Annotated in this window: 11 protein-coding genes; 8 read left to right on the top strand and 3 right to left on the bottom strand. The window is 47.6% G+C overall.

Features of this window, described 5'->3' with window-relative positions; translation table 11 throughout:
- Positions 1 to 192: 192 nt before the first annotated feature.
- Both IE181_RS11280 and IE181_RS11275 read left to right on the top strand, forming a co-directional pair.
- Positions 193 to 1,044 (top strand): alpha/beta fold hydrolase, encoded by an 852-nt coding sequence (locus tag IE181_RS11280; RefSeq protein WP_191253012.1) that lies wholly within the window; start codon positions 193 to 195, stop codon positions 1,042 to 1,044.
- A gap of 108 nt (positions 1,045 to 1,152) precedes the next feature.
- Positions 1,153 to 2,376 (top strand): threonine ammonia-lyase, encoded by a 1,224-nt coding sequence (locus IE181_RS11275; RefSeq protein ID WP_191253010.1) that lies wholly within the window; start codon positions 1,153 to 1,155, stop codon positions 2,374 to 2,376.
- 83 nt (positions 2,377 to 2,459) lie between these two features.
- Here IE181_RS11275 and IE181_RS11270 read toward each other — a convergent pair whose 3' ends face one another.
- From IE181_RS11270 to IE181_RS11260, 3 genes are all read right to left on the bottom strand, one after another.
- Positions 2,460 to 5,570, bottom strand: coding sequence for an efflux RND transporter permease subunit (locus tag IE181_RS11270; RefSeq protein ID WP_191253008.1), 3,111 nt, complete (start codon positions 5,568 to 5,570; stop codon positions 2,460 to 2,462).
- A complete protein-coding gene (locus IE181_RS11265; RefSeq protein ID WP_191253006.1) occupies positions 5,567 to 6,679 on the bottom strand; it encodes an efflux RND transporter periplasmic adaptor subunit in 1,113 nt (370 codons plus the stop codon). Before IE181_RS11265 ends, IE181_RS11270 begins: the two co-directional genes overlap by 4 nt.
- A gap of 168 nt (positions 6,680 to 6,847) precedes the next feature.
- Positions 6,848 to 7,741, bottom strand: a complete 894-nt coding sequence (locus IE181_RS11260; protein ID WP_191253004.1) for a LysR family transcriptional regulator — start codon at positions 7,739 to 7,741, stop codon at positions 6,848 to 6,850.
- 116 nt (positions 7,742 to 7,857) lie between these two features.
- Here IE181_RS11260 and IE181_RS11255 point away from each other — a divergent pair, with 116 nt between their 5' ends.
- The 6 genes from IE181_RS11255 to IE181_RS11230 all read left to right on the top strand — a co-directional run bounded on the left by IE181_RS11255 (position 7,858) and on the right by IE181_RS11230 (position 18,374).
- Positions 7,858 to 9,465, top strand: coding sequence for a carboxyl transferase domain-containing protein (locus tag IE181_RS11255; protein ID WP_191253003.1), 1,608 nt, complete (start codon positions 7,858 to 7,860; stop codon positions 9,463 to 9,465).
- Between the two features lie 13 nt (positions 9,466 to 9,478).
- Positions 9,479 to 10,264, top strand: coding sequence for an enoyl-CoA hydratase/isomerase family protein (locus tag IE181_RS11250; RefSeq protein WP_191253002.1), 786 nt, complete (start codon positions 9,479 to 9,481; stop codon positions 10,262 to 10,264).
- Positions 10,265 to 10,272: 8 nt separating this feature from the next.
- Complete coding sequence (locus IE181_RS11245; RefSeq protein WP_191253001.1) at positions 10,273 to 12,288, top strand: acetyl/propionyl/methylcrotonyl-CoA carboxylase subunit alpha; 2,016 nt, start codon at positions 10,273 to 10,275, stop codon at positions 12,286 to 12,288.
- A 24-nt stretch (positions 12,289 to 12,312) separates the two neighbouring features.
- Positions 12,313 to 13,479 (top strand): isovaleryl-CoA dehydrogenase, encoded by a 1,167-nt coding sequence (locus tag IE181_RS11240; protein ID WP_191253000.1) that lies wholly within the window; start codon positions 12,313 to 12,315, stop codon positions 13,477 to 13,479.
- 249 nt (positions 13,480 to 13,728) lie between these two features.
- Positions 13,729 to 17,226, top strand: a complete 3,498-nt coding sequence (locus tag IE181_RS11235; RefSeq protein WP_191252999.1) for an indolepyruvate ferredoxin oxidoreductase family protein — start codon at positions 13,729 to 13,731, stop codon at positions 17,224 to 17,226.
- A 29-nt stretch (positions 17,227 to 17,255) separates the two neighbouring features.
- Positions 17,256 to 18,374 carry a Leu/Phe/Val dehydrogenase gene (locus IE181_RS11230; RefSeq protein WP_191252998.1) on the top strand — a complete coding sequence of 373 codons (1,119 nt, stop codon included), beginning with the start codon at positions 17,256 to 17,258 and terminating at the stop codon, positions 18,372 to 18,374.
- Positions 18,375 to 18,441 lie beyond the last annotated feature (67 nt).

Genomic DNA, 18,441 nt, shown 5'->3' with positions numbered 1-18,441 from the left:
CTGAATCACCCTGTTTTCATGATATTTTCTCCTTTCTAACTGACGGACTTTTCACTTGTCAGGGCAACAGTCTGCAATCTCAGTCAGGAAGAAGGAAATGTGATTAAAGCATGATCTGTGCTTGATCTTATAGGGGATGAAGTGCGCTAGAATACTACGCGGGAACTGCGTAGAGGTTACGGAGAAGATTAGATGACTGACTATATTGACGGCTGGTTCACCACAACAGATGGCCTTAAATTGCATTATCGGGACTATAATAATGCTCCTGCGGGCTCGCCGACCGTATTCTGTATGCCAGGTCTGACACGTAACTCGCGTGATTTTGCGGAAATTGCATCCTACCTTTCCCCTAACTACCGTGTAATAGCCACCGAGCAACGCGGCCGTGGTGATAGTGATTGGGACCCAAATCCAGAGAACTATCTGCCCCCCACCTACGTGGCAGATATGTTAAAGCTTATCGCTGAACTGAAACTGGAAAACATCTTTGCGCTGGGGACTTCACTTGGCGGTTTGATGTCCATGATTTTGCAAGCGACAAATCCCGGGCTCTTCAAAGGCATTATCCTGAATGATATTGGCATGGAACTTTCCGATGAAGGTGTTGCCCGGATCAAGGGTTATGTAGGCAAATGGAATAATATTCAGACTTGGGAAGAAGCCATCGAATCTGTCGTTGTACCAAACCGCGTTGTGTATCCAGACTTCACAGACGCCGAATGGGAATGGTTCACCAAGAAACTTTATGTCGAAAAAGACGGCATACCGGTAGCAGCCTATGATCCGGCCATATCAAACAATATGAATGACAGAACCGAAGAAGCAGCCCCTTCCCTATGGCCATACATGGATCTGTTGAAGTCAACGCCCATGCTGGTACTGCGCGGAGAACACTCGGATATTCTTAGTGCAGAAGTAGCTGAGAGAATGGCGAAAGAGCATCCAGATTTGAAAGTTCTTACTGTACCGCGCGTAGGTCATGTTCCATTAATGAATACAGAATTAGAAAAAGCAGAAATCAGCCGCTTTCTTTCTGCGTAATATTATTTCTTTTTAAATCTAGTTTCTTTACATAAGGGACGCTCTGTGGCAGTTGTGCGCATCAATATGTCGCAGAGCTAAGTACCTTCTTAAAGAAACGAATACCTTATGACAGACAAAAAATTACCAATCACGCCCGAAGACGTAATCGCCGCAGAAAAGGCTATTAAGGGTGCAATTAATCGTACCCAAATGACAAAGTCTATTACCCTGTCAAATATAACAGGGGCTGAGTGCTGGTTGAAGTTTGAGATATTTCAGTTCACCGCCGCTTACAAAGAGCGCGGGGCCTTGAACAAGCTTCTGTCTTTGGATCCTGAAAAAATTAACGGTGTTGTCGCCATGAGCGCGGGCAACCATGCGCAGGGCGTTAGTTACCATGCTGCACGCCTAGGCATCCCGGCTACTATCGTGATGCCACTTGGCACCCCGTTCAATAAGGTCAAGGGTACCGAAGAATTGGGTGCAAGGGTTGTTTTAGCAGGTGCTACACTTGAAGAAGCGACGCAGGCAGCTCTGGATATCGCAGAGGAAGAAAATCTTGTCTTCCTGCACCCCTTTGATGATCCGCTGGTGATGGCAGGCCAAGGCACTGTTGCGCTTGAAATGCTGGAAGATGCACCAGACCTGGATACTCTTATCGTTCCTATCGGTGGTGGCGGTTTAATTTCTGGTATGGCAACCATAGCAAAACACCTTAATCCCAATATACGGATTATCGGCGTGCAAACAGAAGCTTTCCCATCCATGAAAGAAGCCATGGACGGTAGCAAGCTCGGCGGATCAAATATAACCATAGCAGAAGGTATTGCCGTCAATAATCCTGGTAACCGAACACAAAGTGTTATCCGTGAATTAGTGGACGAAATCCTCGTTGTGCCAGAATCCCGTATTGAAGCGGCCCTGGTTCTGTTGATGGAGATTGAAAAAGTCGTAGTAGAGGGTGCAGGCGCTATCTCGCTGGCAGCACTCATGCAGTATCCAGAGAAATTCAAGGGCCACAAAGTCGGTATGGTCCTGACTGGTGGCAATATCGACAGCAGGCTACTTGCGTCTGCTATCATGCGCGGTATGGCGCGTGATGGCCGTCTATCCCGCCTTCGTATTCAAATGCTGGATCAGCCGGGTGCCTTGGCTGAAGTTACAGCCGCTGTCGCACAGGTAGGTGCGAATGTTATTGAATTACGCCACCAACGTGAATTTGGTGCGGTGTCCTTGAAGATGACTGAAATGGAGCTGGTTATCGAAGCGAAAGACAAGGATCACGCCAATAAGCTGATAACAGCACTTGAACAAAAAGGCTTCAAGGTATCAGCAGCTAAAACTGTTTAATTTAAAGCTATCCTTCACAGTGAAAAGAAAAAGCCAGGATATCACTATCCTGGCTTTTGCATTTAGAGGTGAAGACAACCCGTTTATTCTGCAGGCTCACCTACACCAGACTTTTCACCATCTTCTAGTTTTGACAATTCGTCAGCAACATGCCCGGGTGACCGCGTATATTTGGCCAGCATGTCATAGAATGTCGGCACGATGAACAGTGTCAGGAACGTTGCAACAAGTACACCGCCAAAGACGACTACGCCGATTGTGTTGCGGCTTGCTGAACCTGCGCCCACGGCCAGCATCAGCGGAAGCGCGCCCATGGCCGTTGACAAGCCCGTCATCAAAATTGGGCGTAGTCTTTTAGTTGCAGCATTAATAAGCGCCTCACGCTCTGACATACCCGCATCACGCATTTGATTGGCAAACTCTACAATCAAAATACCGTTTTTCGCAGCCAGACCGATAAGCATGATCAATCCTAATTGGCTATATATATTCAAGGTACTACCCGCGATATATAACCCTAACAGACCGCCCATAAGCGCAAGTGGTACCGTCAGCATAATCACAAACGGATGGATAAAGCTTTCAAACTGTGCAGCTAGAACCAGGAAGACAACAACCAGTGCCAAAATGAAAATGAAATAAATATCATTCCCTGCTTCAACATATTCACGTGTCGCGCCTTTATAATCGATACTGGTAGCGTCTGGAATTACATCTCTGACCGTATTTTCCATATAGCGAAGAACTTCGCCCATATTATAGCCGTCAGCAATATTCCCAGATATAGTAAGTGCCCTTACCCGGTTAAAACGGCGGAGTGTACCAGCCCCAGATTCTTCTGACACTGTTATCAGGTTTGTAAGCGGTATAAGCTTTCCAGAACGACCTGATTCCACATAGATGTTCTGCATATCAAGTGGCTGTCTGCGGTCACTTTCCTCAGCCTGCAGAATAACATCATATTCTTCGCCGTCATTGACAAACGTAGTAACTCGCCGTCCACCCATCATCGTTGATAAGGTCCTACCAATAGCCTGAATAGACACACCCATGTCAGCCGCACGGTCACGGTTGATCTTAATATTATATTGGGGCTGCGTTTCCTTATAGTCCGCATCAACGTTAACCAAGCCCGGATAGTCGGCAATTTCTTCGAGAATGATGTCTCTGTACCGACCTAGTTCTTCATATGTATTGGCACCAATTACAAATTGGAAAGACTCAGAGGATCCACCACGTCGTGACAGACCAGATGTCATGATCGGGATCGCCTGCAATCCAGCTACATTGGCATTAAGGCGTTGACGTACTTCTGCTACGATCTCGTGTGCTGATCGTTCACGCTCATCCCATGGTTTAAGGATAACAAAACCAAAGCCGCCTCCGGCATCTACATTCAAAAGAACGCGCACAGCCTCGCCGCTTTCCACGATCGGCATGATCTGTTTTTCTACCTGCGCAATTTCCTTCTTCATATAGTCGAAACTTGCACCCTCAGGGCCGCGAATTCGCATAAAGAAGGCAGAGCGATCCTCCACAGGGGCTAATTCATCAGGAATGTTTTGTTGTAGACCGATTACAACTGCAAAACACGCAAGAAAACTAAGCACCACAATCAATTTATTCTCGAGACAAACCTCCAGTAATGCAGAGTATTTTTGTTGTACAACATTAAAGGCTCGATCCAACATGCGTGCAAAGGCAGGCTTCTTATTTCTGCGTTTTACAAGGAGAGAACACATCATGGGGGTTAGCGTCAAAGCAATCAAACTGGAAAATGCTACAGCAGCTGACATGGTGATCGCTAACTCGCCAAACATCCTGCCGATGTTTCCGCTAAGGAACATGATCGGTACGAACACCCCAATCAAAACAAGTGTTGTTGCTATCACTGCAAAACCAACCTGGCGTGCACCCCGGTAAGCAGCAAGAAGACCAGGCTCGCCCTCTTCTACCCTTCGGTAAATATTCTCAAGCACCACAATTGCATCATCAACAACCAGTCCAATTGCAAGCACAAGACCGAGAAGAGTGATCAGGTTGATAGTCACACCCGCAAAGGATAGCACCCAGAAGCTGGCAATGATACAAACAGGAACGGTAACCGCTGGTACAATCACTGTTTTAAGGTTTCCAAGGAATAGATACAAAACCAAAACAACCAGCGACATTGCCACCATCAGTGTGAAATACACTTCCTTGATCGCTTGATCGATGAAAACGCTGCTGTCATACGATGCAAGAAGCTGCATACTTTCAGGCAGTGTAGCCCGTATCTTATCAATCTCTTTATGCGCACCTTGGGCGACAGACAAAGTATTTGCGGTAGACTGTTTGATAATGCCAATACTGATTACTGACTTTCCAGTTGAGCGAAACTCCCGCTTGTCACGCTCTGAGCCAAGCTCAATGCGAGCAATGTCACCTAACCGAACAAAACCACCGTCAACACCCTCTTTGATAACCATTGAGCCAAAAGATTCAGGCTCACCATACTCGCGGTTAATCCGGACAACAGTATCACGATTGAGGGATTCAATTTTACCGGCGGGCAGTTCAATATTCTCATTTCGCAGGACATTTTCAACATCTGACACGGTAATGCCACGTGCGGCCATTGCCTGACGGTTCAAATGTATACGGATTGCATATCGTTTGCTGCCACCAATACGAACACCTGCAACGCCGTCCACAACAGACAGTCTGTCGACAATGTTCCTTTCTGCATAATCCGTTAATTGCAGAACATCCATCGTTGGGCTGGTAATATTATAGTAAAGTATAGGACGTGTATCATCATCGGCCTTGGAAACTTCCGGCGGTAGAACGTCCTCTGGCAGATTATTTAAAACCCTGCTTAGCCTGTCTCGTACATCGTTTGCTGCCGCATCAATATTACGGTCCAATTCAAATTCGATATTGATGGAGCTGCTGCCGTCACGGCTGTTGGACGAAATTGTCTTAATCCCAGGAACACCCGCAATTGAACTTTCAATGATCTGCGTAATTCGCGTTTCAATGACCGCAGCATTAGCCCCCGGATAAACCGTTCTAATCGATACAACTGGCGCATCAACATCAGGCAATTCCCTTACAGATAATTCCCCAAATGAGATTACACCAAATGCAACAAGCAAAAGACTGATTACCGTTGCAAAAACCGGGCGTTTAACAGAGACATCAGACAGTATCATGATGCTGCTCCTGGTCTTCCAGTGGGCTCACCGCCTTCGGGGCTGGGCGAGTGACCTTGCCTGTTCAGAATACGTACAGGCATGCCGGGCCGCGATAACCTCAGTGTACCGGCAGTTACAACCTGGTCCCCTTCTTCAATACCTTCAAGTACTTCTACATATCCGGGGCGTCTCAGGCCCAACTTGACTTCATTCTGTTCGGACTTGCCGTCTTTTACTGTGAAAACATACATTTTACCGCCAGTTGGTACGACTGATTCTTCCGGCACTGAAAGGGCGGTCCACGTGCGACTGGTTACCTGTACAGTCATCAGCATGCCCGGGCGGAGCAGAAGATCCGAATTATCAACCTCTGCGCGGACAATAACAGTACGCGTTGCTGGATCGACACGGCTATCGATGGATGTGACAACACCCACAAATGTATGTTCTGGATATGCGTCAACTTTCGCCGCTACTGTTTGCCCCTGCCCGACGGTTGCAATGAAACGTTCAGGCACGGAAAAATCCAGATATATCAGGTTGATTTCGTCAATTGTAGTTATCGGGGTAGACTGTGTGATAAGCGACCCTTCACTAACCTGACGAAGGCCCAGAACGCCATCAAACGGCGCTGCAATCACTCTGTCCTGTAAGCGTGCCTGAGCCGCCTCAAGCCGTGAGCGTGCCTCCGTTAATTTACGCTGCTGTGCATCAAGAGTTGCCGTAGAAGCCGTACCTTTTTTTACAAGATCCTCAATTCGCTTGAACTGGCTTTCAGCTTCTTCAAAGTTTGCCTGTGCTTCATGCACCTGGGCCTCTTCTTCTAAACTTGTCAGTTTAACAAGAATATCGCCTTTCTTGACATGTTGACCGTCATTAAAAAGTACATCCGAGACAGTATCTGAAACCCGGGAAGTCAATGTAACAGACTCGTGCGCTTTTGCGGTTCCCAGTGCCTCAACAATATCGGAGAATTCACGAGAAGTTACGTCAGCCACCTCAACGGTAACCATTCTGCCACCAAATTGCCCTCTGGCTGCGTCTTTGGAATCTGCCGTAAATAAATAAACAGCGAAGCCAGCAATCAGGATTAGAATGGCTGCTAAAAATATTCTACCTTTTATCATAAAGGTGTTGTCCCCAGACTATTTAAATAATTATTGCCCCAGCGTCCTTAGTAGTCAGACACAAATCAAAGTCTATACCTTCCAAATACTGTTAACTCTAAGTTGGATAAGTAAAAACTTCGTGAAACATGGTTTCGAGAAGTATGGACTATATACGGTTAGTCTTTCTTACGTCCTTCGATTTTCTTTGGATTTCTTCCAACTGGAAATCACATGATTCTGAAACAAGCTTCCAAGGTGGCCCAGCTCATCTGTTTGCTCATATTTTGGCAGGAACAGCCCAATAGTTCGTTCATATTGAAATTCACTTAAAGGCAAGGCTGTTAAACGTTCGTCAACCAGGCTTTCAGGTACAACAGTAGCGCCAAGACCTGCTGCGACCATAGCAAGTGCACGCGCATCATTTGAGGTACGACAGGAAAAACGCGGCCTGATATTTCTGTCAGTGAAATATCTACTGGTTTCACTCAGTATTTCGCAGCGAGAACGAACGATCATATATTCATTCACCAGGTCTGATGCTGCTAGCTGCTTTCGTCCAGCAAGTGGATGATCTTTTGCCAATACCATTAGATATGGTTCACAGTACAGCGGTACAGCGGTCTCGGCCTTCTCACCTCGGTAAATGGACAAAGCAAAGTCAATCGACCTGTCCTCCAGTCTATTCATCAGTTCTTGCTCAGTACCATCCTGAATTTCAAACGCTAAATCTGGTTGAAGCCTTCTAAACTCTGACAGCATTTCCCCAATACGGCGATTAGGCAAGGTGCGAAGCAAACCTAGTCTTAAAACGGCAGGTCCTTTACTGTCCTTAACCGCCAGCATTGCAAGATTACACTCATGAAGAATCGCCTTAGCACGTGGAAGGAACCGGGTGCCGGCCTCCGTTAAAAAAACACGTTTATTAGACCGCTCGAAAAGGGGTTTTCCTACTTGCTCTTCCAGCTTCTTAATCCCAGCTGATAAAGTAGGCTGACTAACAAATGCCTTTTCAGCAGCACGGGTGAAGGTACCGCTTTCAACGACTGCCACGAAATACCGGATCAAATATAAATCTATCATAGATGCTGTCTATTCACATTATAACTCAATTCGATTTTACCTATAGCAAGACCCGGTGTATTTTGTCACCTCTATTTCACTACACAACATATCAGAAGTAAGAACAGGGACAGAGTATGAGCGTTATTCACTCAAAGGTTCAAGTCAACGCGGAAGACTTCTCTGACAATTACCAGCACCTAGAGACGCAGGTTAACGATTTGAAAGACAAGGTTGCAGAAATAAGCCAGGGCGGTCCAGAGCGTGCCCGGGCCAAGCACCTAAGCCGCGGCAAGTTGCTACCCAGAGAGCGCATTAATCGCCTTATTGACCCTGGCACCGCATTTCTTGAACTGTCCCAATTAGCGGCTTTTGGCATGTATGATGCCGATATCCATGCTGCAGGTGTCATAACCGGTATTGGACGTGTAAGCGGTACTGAATGCATGATCGTTTGTAATGATGCGACTGTTAAAGGTGGCACATACTATCCGATGACTGTGAAGAAACACCTTCGCGCTCAGGAAATCGCAGAAGAAAATCACCTTCCCTGTATCTACCTTGTGGATAGTGGCGGTGCAAATCTGCCCAATCAGGATGATGTGTTCCCTGACAAGAACCACTTTGGCAGAATATTCTATAATCAGGCTAATATGTCAGCCAAAGGCATTCCGCAAATTGCTGTCGTTATGGGTAGTTGTACTGCTGGTGGCGCCTATGTTCCAGCCATGGCGGACGAAACAATCATTGTACGTAACCAGGGTACGATTTTTCTCGGCGGTCCACCGCTCGTGAAGGCTGCAACAGGCGAGGTTGTCACTGCAGAGGACCTAGGCGGCGGCGATGTCCATGCACGTATCTCAGGTGTTGTGGACCATCTTGCACAAGACGATACACATGCACTTGGTATCGCGCGTCATATCGTCAGCAACCTAAACCGTACCAAGGCAAACCAGCTTGCCATGAAAGAACCAGAGGAACCGCTGTATGCTGCCGATGAAATTTACGGCATTATACCCAAGGATAGCAGACAGCCTTTTGATGTGCGTGAGATTATCGCTCGTCTTGTGGATGGCAGCCACTTTGATGAATTCAAAAAACTCTACGGCGAAACACTGGTATGCGGGTTTGCTCATATCTGGGGGCATCCTGTTGGCATCGTTGCCAACAACGGCATCTTATTCTCTGAAAGTGCCCTGAAAGGTGCACATTTCGTGGAACTTTGTGCGCAGCGCGGCATTCCCCTGTTGTTCCTGCAAAATATCAACGGCTTTATGGTTGGGAAGAAATATGAGAACGGCGGCATTGCACGGGACGGTGCGAAGCTTGTCACAGCCGTTGCCTGCGCAAAAGTTCCCAAATTCACCATTCTCATCGGCGGAAGCTATGGTGCTGGCAACTACGGGATGTGTGGGCGTGCCTATCAACCACGGTTTTTGTGGATGTGGCCGAATGCTCGGATTTCCGTGATGGGCGGCGAACAAGCAGCAAACGTTCTTGCTACTGTCAAACGGGACGGCATGGAACTTCGCGGAGAGGAATGGTCAGAAGAAGAAGAAACGGACTTTAAAAAGCCTATTCTCGAGATGTATGAAAAACAAGGCCACCCTTACTATGCCAGTGCCCGCCTTTGGGATGATGGCGTTATTGATCCAGCTGACACGCGGCGTGTCGTTGGCCTTGCTTTATCAGCAACCATGAACGCCCCAATAGAGCCGACGAAATTCGGCATTTTCAGAATGTAAGCGGGGATTTCGTATGTTAGAGATTTCAAAATCCCCAGAAGGGATAGCGCGTATCAGGCTTAATAGGCCAGAAGTGCATAATGCCTTTAATGCAGAGCTCATTGCGCAACTGCACGCAGCTTTTGTTCAGTTAGGAACGGACAATGATGTGCGTGCAATTATACTCTCCGGCAATGGTAAGTCATTCTCCGCAGGTGCTGATTTATCGTGGATGAAAGATGCCGCTACCTTTACTCACGCCGAAAATTTGGAAGATGCGGAAAAGCTATCTGCCATGCTGAACAGTATCTATACATGTCCAAAACCCGTTCTGGCCTTGGTGCACGGCGCAGCAATGGGGGGCGGTGTCGGCTTGACAGCTTGTGCTGATATTGTGCTTTGTGTCGAGGGCGCAAAATTTGCCCTATCTGAGGTGCGTCTGGGCTTAACACCGGCGACCATCTCACCTTTTGTCGTCGCTGCAATAGGCGAACGACAAGCACGGCGTCTATTCATAACAGCTGAAAGGTTTGATGCAACTACCGCCAAAGACATTGGCTTGGTTCATGAAGTATATCAGACACTGGACGACGCAGAAGAAGCCATGAGCAACATACTACAAGACATTTTAGCTGGCGGGCCACATGCAATAGCCGATGCTAAACATCTCGTCTTATCAGTTAGTGGCAAGCCTATTGATGCTGGCCTTAGAAGTTTTACTGCGGAACAGATAGCAACACGCAGAACAAGTCAGGAAGGACAGGAAGGCTTGGCAGCTTTCTTTGAAAAACGGTCTCCTGACTGGATATTAAAAAGTTGAGAAACATCATGGAACCAATTGTAAATATTCAAAAAATATTAATTGCTAATCGTGGTGAAATTGCCTGTCGTGTTATCGAAACATGCCGGAAGATTGGCATTAAATCAGTTGCTGTCTATTCTGATGCAGATGTCGCAGCCCGCCATGTAAGACTTGCTGATGAGGCTGTCCATATTGGTCCTGCGTCGGCCTCTGAAAGTTATCTTCAGTCTTCACGCATCATTGATGCCGCAAAACAGACAGGTGCTGATGCAATTCACCCTGGGTACGGCTTTTTGTCCGAAAATCCTGATTTTGCAAATGCCTGCAAAGAAAACGGCATACGCTTTATCGGTCCAAGTGCAGAAAGCATGAAAGCCATGGCCCTGAAAGGGGCTGCGAAGGCGCTAATGATTGAAGCCAATGTTCCTGTTGTGCCTGGTTATCATGGTGATGACCAATCTTTGGAAACGCTAACGCTCGAAGCAGAGCGCATTGGCTATCCTGTACTATTGAAAGCCGTTGCGGGTGGTGGCGGCAAGGGCATGCGCCGTGTAGACAACAGTAAAGACATTGCAGCTGCTATTGATAGCGCTCGTCGTGAAGGCGAAAATTCCTTCGGTAATGGTCAGTTACTTGTAGAAAAACTGATCGAGCGCCCCCGTCACATCGAAATTCAGGTTTTTGGTGACAGTCACGGCAATGCGGTTCATCTATGGGAAAGAGACTGTTCGCTGCAACGCCGACACCAGAAAGTGGTAGAAGAAGCCCCTGCCCCGAATATGCCTGAAAATGTACGCAAAGCCATGGGGGGTGCCGCGGTCAGAGCAGCACAAGCAATCCAGTATGCTGGCGCGGGAACAATAGAATTCATTGTTGATGGTTCAAAAGAGCTTTCTGAAGACAGTTTCTATTTCATGGAAATGAACACGCGGCTTCAGGTCGAACATCCTGTAACTGAATGTATTACAGGCACAGACTTGGTTGAATGGCAGATACGGGTCGCAGATGGACAACACCTTCCAAAATCCCAGCCAGAGATTGACGCGCAAGTATCAGGGCATGCCTTTGAAGTCAGACTGTATGCAGAGGACCCTTACAACGATTTTATGCCAGCTATCGGATCAGTTAAGAAATTCAAGCATCCTGTAAGCACATCATCAATGCGCATCGATACAGGCATTGAAACAGGTGATGCAATAAGCATTCACTATGATCCCATGGTTGCTAAGTTGATCTCCTATGGCGCAGACCGTCAACAAGCCCTGATGGCCATGAAAAGCCTGCTGGAACAAACCAGCCTTATCGGTTTGACCTCAAACAGAGACTTTCTAAAGGCACTAATCAGCCATGAAGACTTTGGTCGAGGTGATGTGCATACTGGCTTCATTGCAGATAATAGCGAACAGCTACTCACGTCGCCTGCTGTAACATCATTGGAATTCGGCTTTGCAGCCCTCGCAACACACCTAAACCGCCCAACTAGTCACCTCACAGACGATCCATGGTGTGGTGGAGATGCGTTCCGGTTAAACATGTCCGGCGGCTATACTGAACGGTTTGAAGACGGGGATGGCGTTGAAGTTGCTTGCTATATCTCAGCTTCAGCAAACGAAATTACTGTTACAGCATTAGACGAATGTCACTCTTTCACTGTGCTTTCACATTCTTTAGATACACTGGAGGTACGTCACAGTGGCAAACGCCTATTACTAACAACCGCTGTTGAAACAGATACAGTAACGGTTGTCACACCTGACAAGACAATAACGCTTAAGCGTCACAGCATGAACGCCGCCGATGATCAAGCCACAGAAGGCCCAGGTAACCTGATGGCGCCTATGCCAGGCAAAATTCTGGAGGTACTTGTCAGTAACGGAGATGCCGTTGAGGCAGGACAGCCACTACTGGTGATGGAAGCCATGAAAATGGAACAAACATTATCAGCACCAAGGTCCGGCACCATTGCCGGTCTAAACCTTAAAGCCGGTGATCAGGTGGGTGATGGCTCCCTGCTCCTCGAAGTACATGAACAGTCAGAATAATCTGCCAGTAACAGGAAAATAGTTATGCTTGAATTCCCACATCTTTCCTTCGGTCACAGTGAAGAAATTGAAATGCTCCGTGATACTGTTCGCAAGTTTGCTGAAACAGAGATTGCTCCACGGGCTACTGAAATTGACGAGACAAACCTATTCCCTCATGACCTATGGCAAAAAATGGGCGAGATTGGCATCCTTGGCATGACTGCACCTGAGGAATTTGGTGGCGCCAACATGGGCTATCTGGCGCACGTGGTCGCAATGGAAGAAATTAGCCGTGCATCAGCATCGGTTGGTCTTAGCTACGGTGCACACTCTAACCTTTGTATCAATCAGATCACAAAAAATGCATCACCTGAACAACGGGCAAAATATCTTCCCAAGTTAATTACTGGTGAACATGTTGGTGCGCTTGCAATGTCTGAGCCCGGCGCAGGGTCAGATGTAGTATCCATGCGGCTTAAGGCAGAAAAGAGAAATGATGGTTTCCTGCTGAACGGCAATAAAATGTGGATCACCAATGGCCCTGATGCAGATGTGCTGTTGGTTTACGCCAAAACTGATATGGATGCAGGTGCTAAAGGAATTACGGCCTTCCTCATTGAAAAAGACATGGAGGGATTTTCAACTGCGCAAAAGCTGGACAAACTGGGCATGCGCGGATCAAACACCTGTGAATTGGTATTTGAAAACTGTCTCGTACCTTTTGAGAATATCGTGGGCGAAGAAGGTAAAGGCGTAAACGTATTGATGTCCGGCCTTGATTTCGAGCGTGTAGTCCTGTCTGGCGGCCCACTTGGGATTATGCGTGCGTGTCTTGATATCACGATCCCTTATGTCCATGAACGTGAACAATTCGGCAAACCAATTGGTACGTTTCAGCTGATGCAGGGCAAGATTGCTGACATGTATTCAACATGGGGTGCGTGCCGTGCATATGTATATGCCGTGGCCGCTGCCTGTGACAGGGGTGAGACAACGCGCAAAGATGCAGCGGGCTGTATTCTCTACAGCGCAGAGAAAGCTACCTGGATGGCAGGCGAAGCAATTCAGACACTTGGTGGGAACGGTTATATCAACGAATATCCGACGGGGCGTTTGTGGCGTGATGCCAAGCTCTACGAGATTGGTGCCGGCACTTCCGAAATCAGGCGTATGTTAATCGGGCGGGAGCTCTTTAACGAAACCCGATAGAAAAAATTATTCCTCTAAAACGGCATCATACAGGTAACTGAATTTGATGCCGTTTTTCTATGACGGCTTCCTTGGAATTTCCTCCCAAGGTGCATTTAGCAATAAAATTTCAAAAATCTGTCAGTATCACTGTCATTTTCCTGCCAAGTACTAGCAATTTAGACAGCCAATTTCGTGTTCTTTCTGGCATAATATACTTTCTGTCAGAGTGTCGACACGGGAATCTGTTTCAGTGGATGGGAGACAATCATGAGCCACAAGGTATCATTACAAGACCGCTATGAACTACGTGAAGGTAAAGCCTTCATGACAGGTGTTCATGCGTTAGTCAGACTACCAATGGTGCAAAGGTGGCGCGATGAAGCAGCCGGCCTGAACACCGCCGGGTTTATCTCAGGGTATCGCGGGTCACCTCTTGGCACATACGATATGGAGTTGATGCGCGCCCAGAAATATCTGGACGAAAATCATATTGTCTTCGAACCAGGACTGAATGAAGACCTTGGTGCAACTGCTGTTTGGGGATCTCAGCAACTGATGATCCACCCTGAAAACAGTAAGTATGATGGTGTATTTGGGATATGGTATTCCAAGGGCCCTGGCATTGACAGGTCAATGGATGCGCTGAAGCATGCAAACTTTGACGGCACCAGCAAGCATGGCGGTGTCCTGGCGATCGCAGCTGATGATCACGGCGCAAAATCATCCACACTGCCCAATCAGTCTGATCATAACTTCATGGCAGCCTTTATGCCTGAACTGTATCCAGCTTCCGTCCATGAATATGTTGAATATGGTCTGCTTGGTATCGCCATGAGCCGCTTTTCCGGCATGTGGGTTGGCATGAAATGTACCTCAGAAACAGTGGAAACTGCTGGGTCAGTTGATCTTGGCGTTGAAAAGCGTTCAATCATTATGCCTGAAGACTTTGAAATGCCAGAAGGTGGTTTGGGTATTCGCTGGCCTGATGTTTGGCGCGAAAAAGATACCAGAATGCAGCGGTACAAGGGCTTCGCAGCTATGGCGTTTGCCCGTGCCAATAAAATTGACAATCTGGTATGGGACTGCCCTAATCCAAAATTTGGCATCATTACAACCGGTAAGTCTTATCAGGATGTTCGTCAGGCACTTTACGAGCTTGGAATAACAGAAGATGTCGCCAAGGAAATCGGCCTGCGTCTTTATAAAGTTGGTATGCCCTGGCCACTTGAACCACAAGGGGTGAGAGAATTCTGTGAAGGACTGGACGAAGTCTTGGTTGTTGAAGAAAAGCGTGAGATGATCGAACATCAACTCCGCTGGCAACTATACAACTGGAAAGAAAATGTCCGCCCCACTGTTGTAGGCAAGCATGACGAATCTGGCAACTGGCTCCTTCCCCCAGAAAATGAACTGGAAGTTGGTACAATTGCACAGGTCATCGCCGACCGAATGTCCAAACTCTATAAATCATCGGACATTAAGGCGAAGCTTGATTATTTCACGGAACGCAAGCGCGCTTTTGCTGGCTACAAACCTGAAGTCGCACGCACGCCTTACTTCTGCTCTGGTTGTCCGCACAATTCTTCTACTGTGGTACCTGAGGGTAGCCGTGCCCTCGCTGGTATTGGTTGCCACATTATGGCAATTAACATGGATCGTGGTAACGAGACCTTCACCCACATGGGTGCCGAGGGTGTAACCTGGGTTGGTCAGGCACCGTTTTCCAATGAAAAACATGTGTTTGCAAACCTTGGAGACGGCACCTATACGCACTCTGGGACTTTGGCCATCAGGCAAGCTGTCGCCTCTAATGTCAATATTACGTACAAAATTCTGTATAATGATGCAGTAGCAATGACAGGCGGTCAGGAAGCAGAAGGTAGCTTTACCGTTCCAGAAATTGCTGCACAGTTAAAAGCAGAAAAAGTAAAGCGTGTTGTTATCTTAACAGAACGGTTTGCTGATTATGCGGCTATTACGTTGCCTGCTGGTGTTGAGGTGTATGACCGCAAACTTCTGATGAAAATTCAGAACGAGTTAAAAGAAATTGAAGGCGTTACTGCCATCATCTACGATCAGGTATGTGCAGCTGAAAAGCGCCGCCGTCGCAAACGGGGTAAGATGGATGATCCAGACCGCCGTGTTTTCATTAATGATGCAGTTTGTGAAGGATGTGGCGATTGTTCAACACAGTCCAACTGTATCTCCATTGAGCCGCTTGAAACAGACCTTGGCCGTAAACGCGTCATCAACCAGTCGACTTGTAACAAAGACTTTAGCTGCCTTAAAGGCTTCTGCCCATCTTTTGTGACAGTACGTGGTGGCACGCCCAGAAAATCAAAAGCTGGTACAGGCGACCTTGCTGAGTTCAACCTTCCAGAATTGCCGAGCCCAAACCTTCCTGATTTCGACAAGGAATTTGGTGACTATAATATTCTGGTGACAGGTATTGGCGGTACTGGCGTCTTAACGATATCCGGTGTCCTGGGCATGGCGGCCCATCTCGAAGGGAAGGCCTTTTCAACGCTTGATAACACCGGCCTTGCGCAAAAAGGTGGTGCGGTTATGTCGCATCTACGCTTGGCAGATGATCAGGACAAACTTCGCTCTTCTCGGATTGTTACTGGTCGTGCAAACCTTCTGATGGCATGCGACAGTATTGTTGCTGCCTCTGCCGATGCTGCGAACCTTCTCCGTCCAGACCGTACAAGTGCCGTGATAAACTCGCACCTGTCCCCTATCGCTGATTTCGTCCGAAGTCGTGACATTGATTTCCGTCAGGAAGCGGTCCAAAAACAGTTGGACGGTGTAACCTGCGAAGATCGTCGTTACCGTATTCCTGCACAGGAACTTGCGTCTGCACTAATGGGCGATTCCATTGCAACTAATACATTTGTGCTTGGCTATACGTGGCAAATGGGGTTGATCCCGCTGAAGCTGGAAAGCATAGAAGAAGCGATCCGGCTGAATAAAGTTGCAGTAGAGACAAACCTCCGCACCCTGTATTGGGGCCGTATGGCTGCGCATGATATTGATGCTGTCTTGGGTGTGCTGAAAGGGTCTACTCTTGATGTGCCTGCACCGATCACAGACCTTGACGACATTATCGCGCACCGAGAGAAACATCTGACTGACTATCAGAATGCTTCACTAGCCAAAAAATACCGTACATTGGTCGACAAGGTCAGAGCTACTGAGAAAGCTCTGGGTGTAAGCGACCTGAAAGTAACGAAGGCTGTGGCAATTCAGTACGCTAAAATACTGTCCTACAAAGACGAGTATGAAGTGGCACGCCTCTATTCAACACCAGAATTTCGTGCAAAGCTCAAGGCACAGTTTGAAGGTGATCTGAAGCTGTCACTCAATCTCGCACCACCACTTCTTCCTGGCAAAGACGAAGCAACCGGGCGCCCCAAGAAACGCGAATTTGGGTCCTGGATACTGCCGGTCTTTTCCGTGATGTCCAAGTTCAAAGGTCTAAGAGGAACTGCCCTTGACCCGTTTGGCTATCATGAAGAGCGTGTCATGGAACGTAAATTAATACGCGACTATGAACGAACCCTTGACGCCATGCTTAAAGGCATGACAAAGGACAATCACGAAACTGCTTTTGAAATTGCTAATCTACCAGAGGGTATTCGCGGGTTTGGACCTGTCAAAAAAGAATATCTTCTGAAGGCTAAAGCAAAGAAAGCTGAACTTTTTGCAGACTGGCCGGTAGATCATGAACCTGATGAGTATGTGCCTGCACAATCCGCGACCTAAGAGAATTAAATTAACTGGAGTAACTCAGCATGCCCGTTTTTGACTCACGTAGTTTTATGGACCACGAAAATGTATCTTTTTTCAGCGATGCTAAAACTGGTCTTAAGGCCATTATTGCGGTGCATTCCACGGCTCTAGGTCCGGCCACAGGCGGCACACGGTTTTGGGACTATGCTGCTATACACAAATCAGCACCATCAGATGTCGCGCAAACACGTGGTGAGCAGGACGCGGTATATGACGTACTTCGTCTGTCACGTGGGATGAGCTATAAAAATGCTATGGCTGGCCTTCGCCTGGGTGGCGGTAAGTCCGTTATTATCGGCAATCCGAAAAAGCTGGCAACTGATGAGTTTATGCAGGCATTTGGTCGGGCCGTAAATACTCTGGGCGGCGCTTACTATGCCGCTGAAGACGTCGGCACCTCAGTTCCCATGCTAGAGGCTGCAGCTACTGCAACCCCCTATGTTTGCGGTCTGGACAGTGGTGAACACGGCACAGGTGACCCATCACCACATACGGCACTAGGTGTATTCACCGGCATTCAGGCGTCTGTACGTCATAAACTAGGTCAAAATGACCTGACAGGCATCAAGGTCGCAGTCCAAGGGGTTGGTCACGTTGGACATGCGCTTGTTAATCACCTTCGTGAAGCTGGCGCTCAGGTCTTAATTGCAGATATTGTTGATGCACACATCGAAGCAGTGCTGGCAGACGGTCCGGCAACTGTAGTGGCGCCTGACGCTATTCATGCAGCTGACTGTGATGTGTATGCGCCGTGTGCTCTTGGTGGTACGCTTAATCCAAAATCCCTGCCTGAAATCCAGGCTAAAATTATTGCGGGTGCTGCAAATAATCAGCTTGAAACTGAAGGTGTGGAAGATGAAGCACTTCGCAAGCGCGGCATTCTTTATGCACCTGATTATGTTATCAATGCTGGCGGTATCACAGCAATCGAAACAGAAGTGTACAAAGAGCCAAAGAATGAAGCAGCTACGCGCACTAAGGTCCTGCGTATTGGTGACACTCTTACCCGTATTTTTGAAGCAAGCGACAAAGAAGGTCGGCCAACGGGTGTAATCGCTAATGAAATGGCGGAGCGTATTATCAGTGCAGCAAAAGAAGCCAAGCTGAAGGCCGCAGAATAAAGCTGAATAAATCAGTTCTGCTCAGAACTGTTATACTCAAGGAAAGCCGGGTTATCCCGGCTTTCTT

It is taken from the genome of Kordiimonas sediminis (assembly GCF_014656395.1).
GTDB classification, from domain to species: Bacteria; Pseudomonadota; Alphaproteobacteria; order Sphingomonadales; family Kordiimonadaceae; genus Kordiimonas_A; species Kordiimonas_A sediminis.
This window is presented reverse-complemented; position numbering and strand designations above follow the sequence as displayed.

Excerpts from the sequence above, each read along its gene's own strand:
- IE181_RS11255 (WP_191253003.1), top strand. The coding sequence starts at position 7,858 with ATGAGCGTTATTCACTCAAAGGTTCAAGTCAACGCGGAAGACTTCTCT.
- IE181_RS11265 (WP_191253006.1), bottom strand. The coding sequence starts at position 6,679 with ATGATAAAAGGTAGAATATTTTTAGCAGCCATTCTAATCCTGATTGCT.
- IE181_RS11235 (WP_191252999.1), top strand. The coding sequence starts at position 13,729 with ATGAGCCACAAGGTATCATTACAAGACCGCTATGAACTACGTGAAGGT.
- IE181_RS11245 (WP_191253001.1), top strand. The coding sequence starts at position 10,273 with ATGGAACCAATTGTAAATATTCAAAAAATATTAATTGCTAATCGTGGT.
- IE181_RS11230 (WP_191252998.1), top strand. The coding sequence starts at position 17,256 with ATGCCCGTTTTTGACTCACGTAGTTTTATGGACCACGAAAATGTATCT.
- IE181_RS11260 (WP_191253004.1), bottom strand. The coding sequence starts at position 7,741 with ATGATAGATTTATATTTGATCCGGTATTTCGTGGCAGTCGTTGAAAGC.
- IE181_RS11250 (WP_191253002.1), top strand. The coding sequence starts at position 9,479 with ATGTTAGAGATTTCAAAATCCCCAGAAGGGATAGCGCGTATCAGGCTT.
- IE181_RS11240 (WP_191253000.1), top strand. The coding sequence starts at position 12,313 with ATGCTTGAATTCCCACATCTTTCCTTCGGTCACAGTGAAGAAATTGAA.
- IE181_RS11275 (WP_191253010.1), top strand. The coding sequence starts at position 1,153 with ATGACAGACAAAAAATTACCAATCACGCCCGAAGACGTAATCGCCGCA.
- IE181_RS11280 (WP_191253012.1), top strand. The coding sequence starts at position 193 with ATGACTGACTATATTGACGGCTGGTTCACCACAACAGATGGCCTTAAA.
- IE181_RS11270 (WP_191253008.1), bottom strand. The coding sequence starts at position 5,570 with ATGATACTGTCTGATGTCTCTGTTAAACGCCCGGTTTTTGCAACGGTA.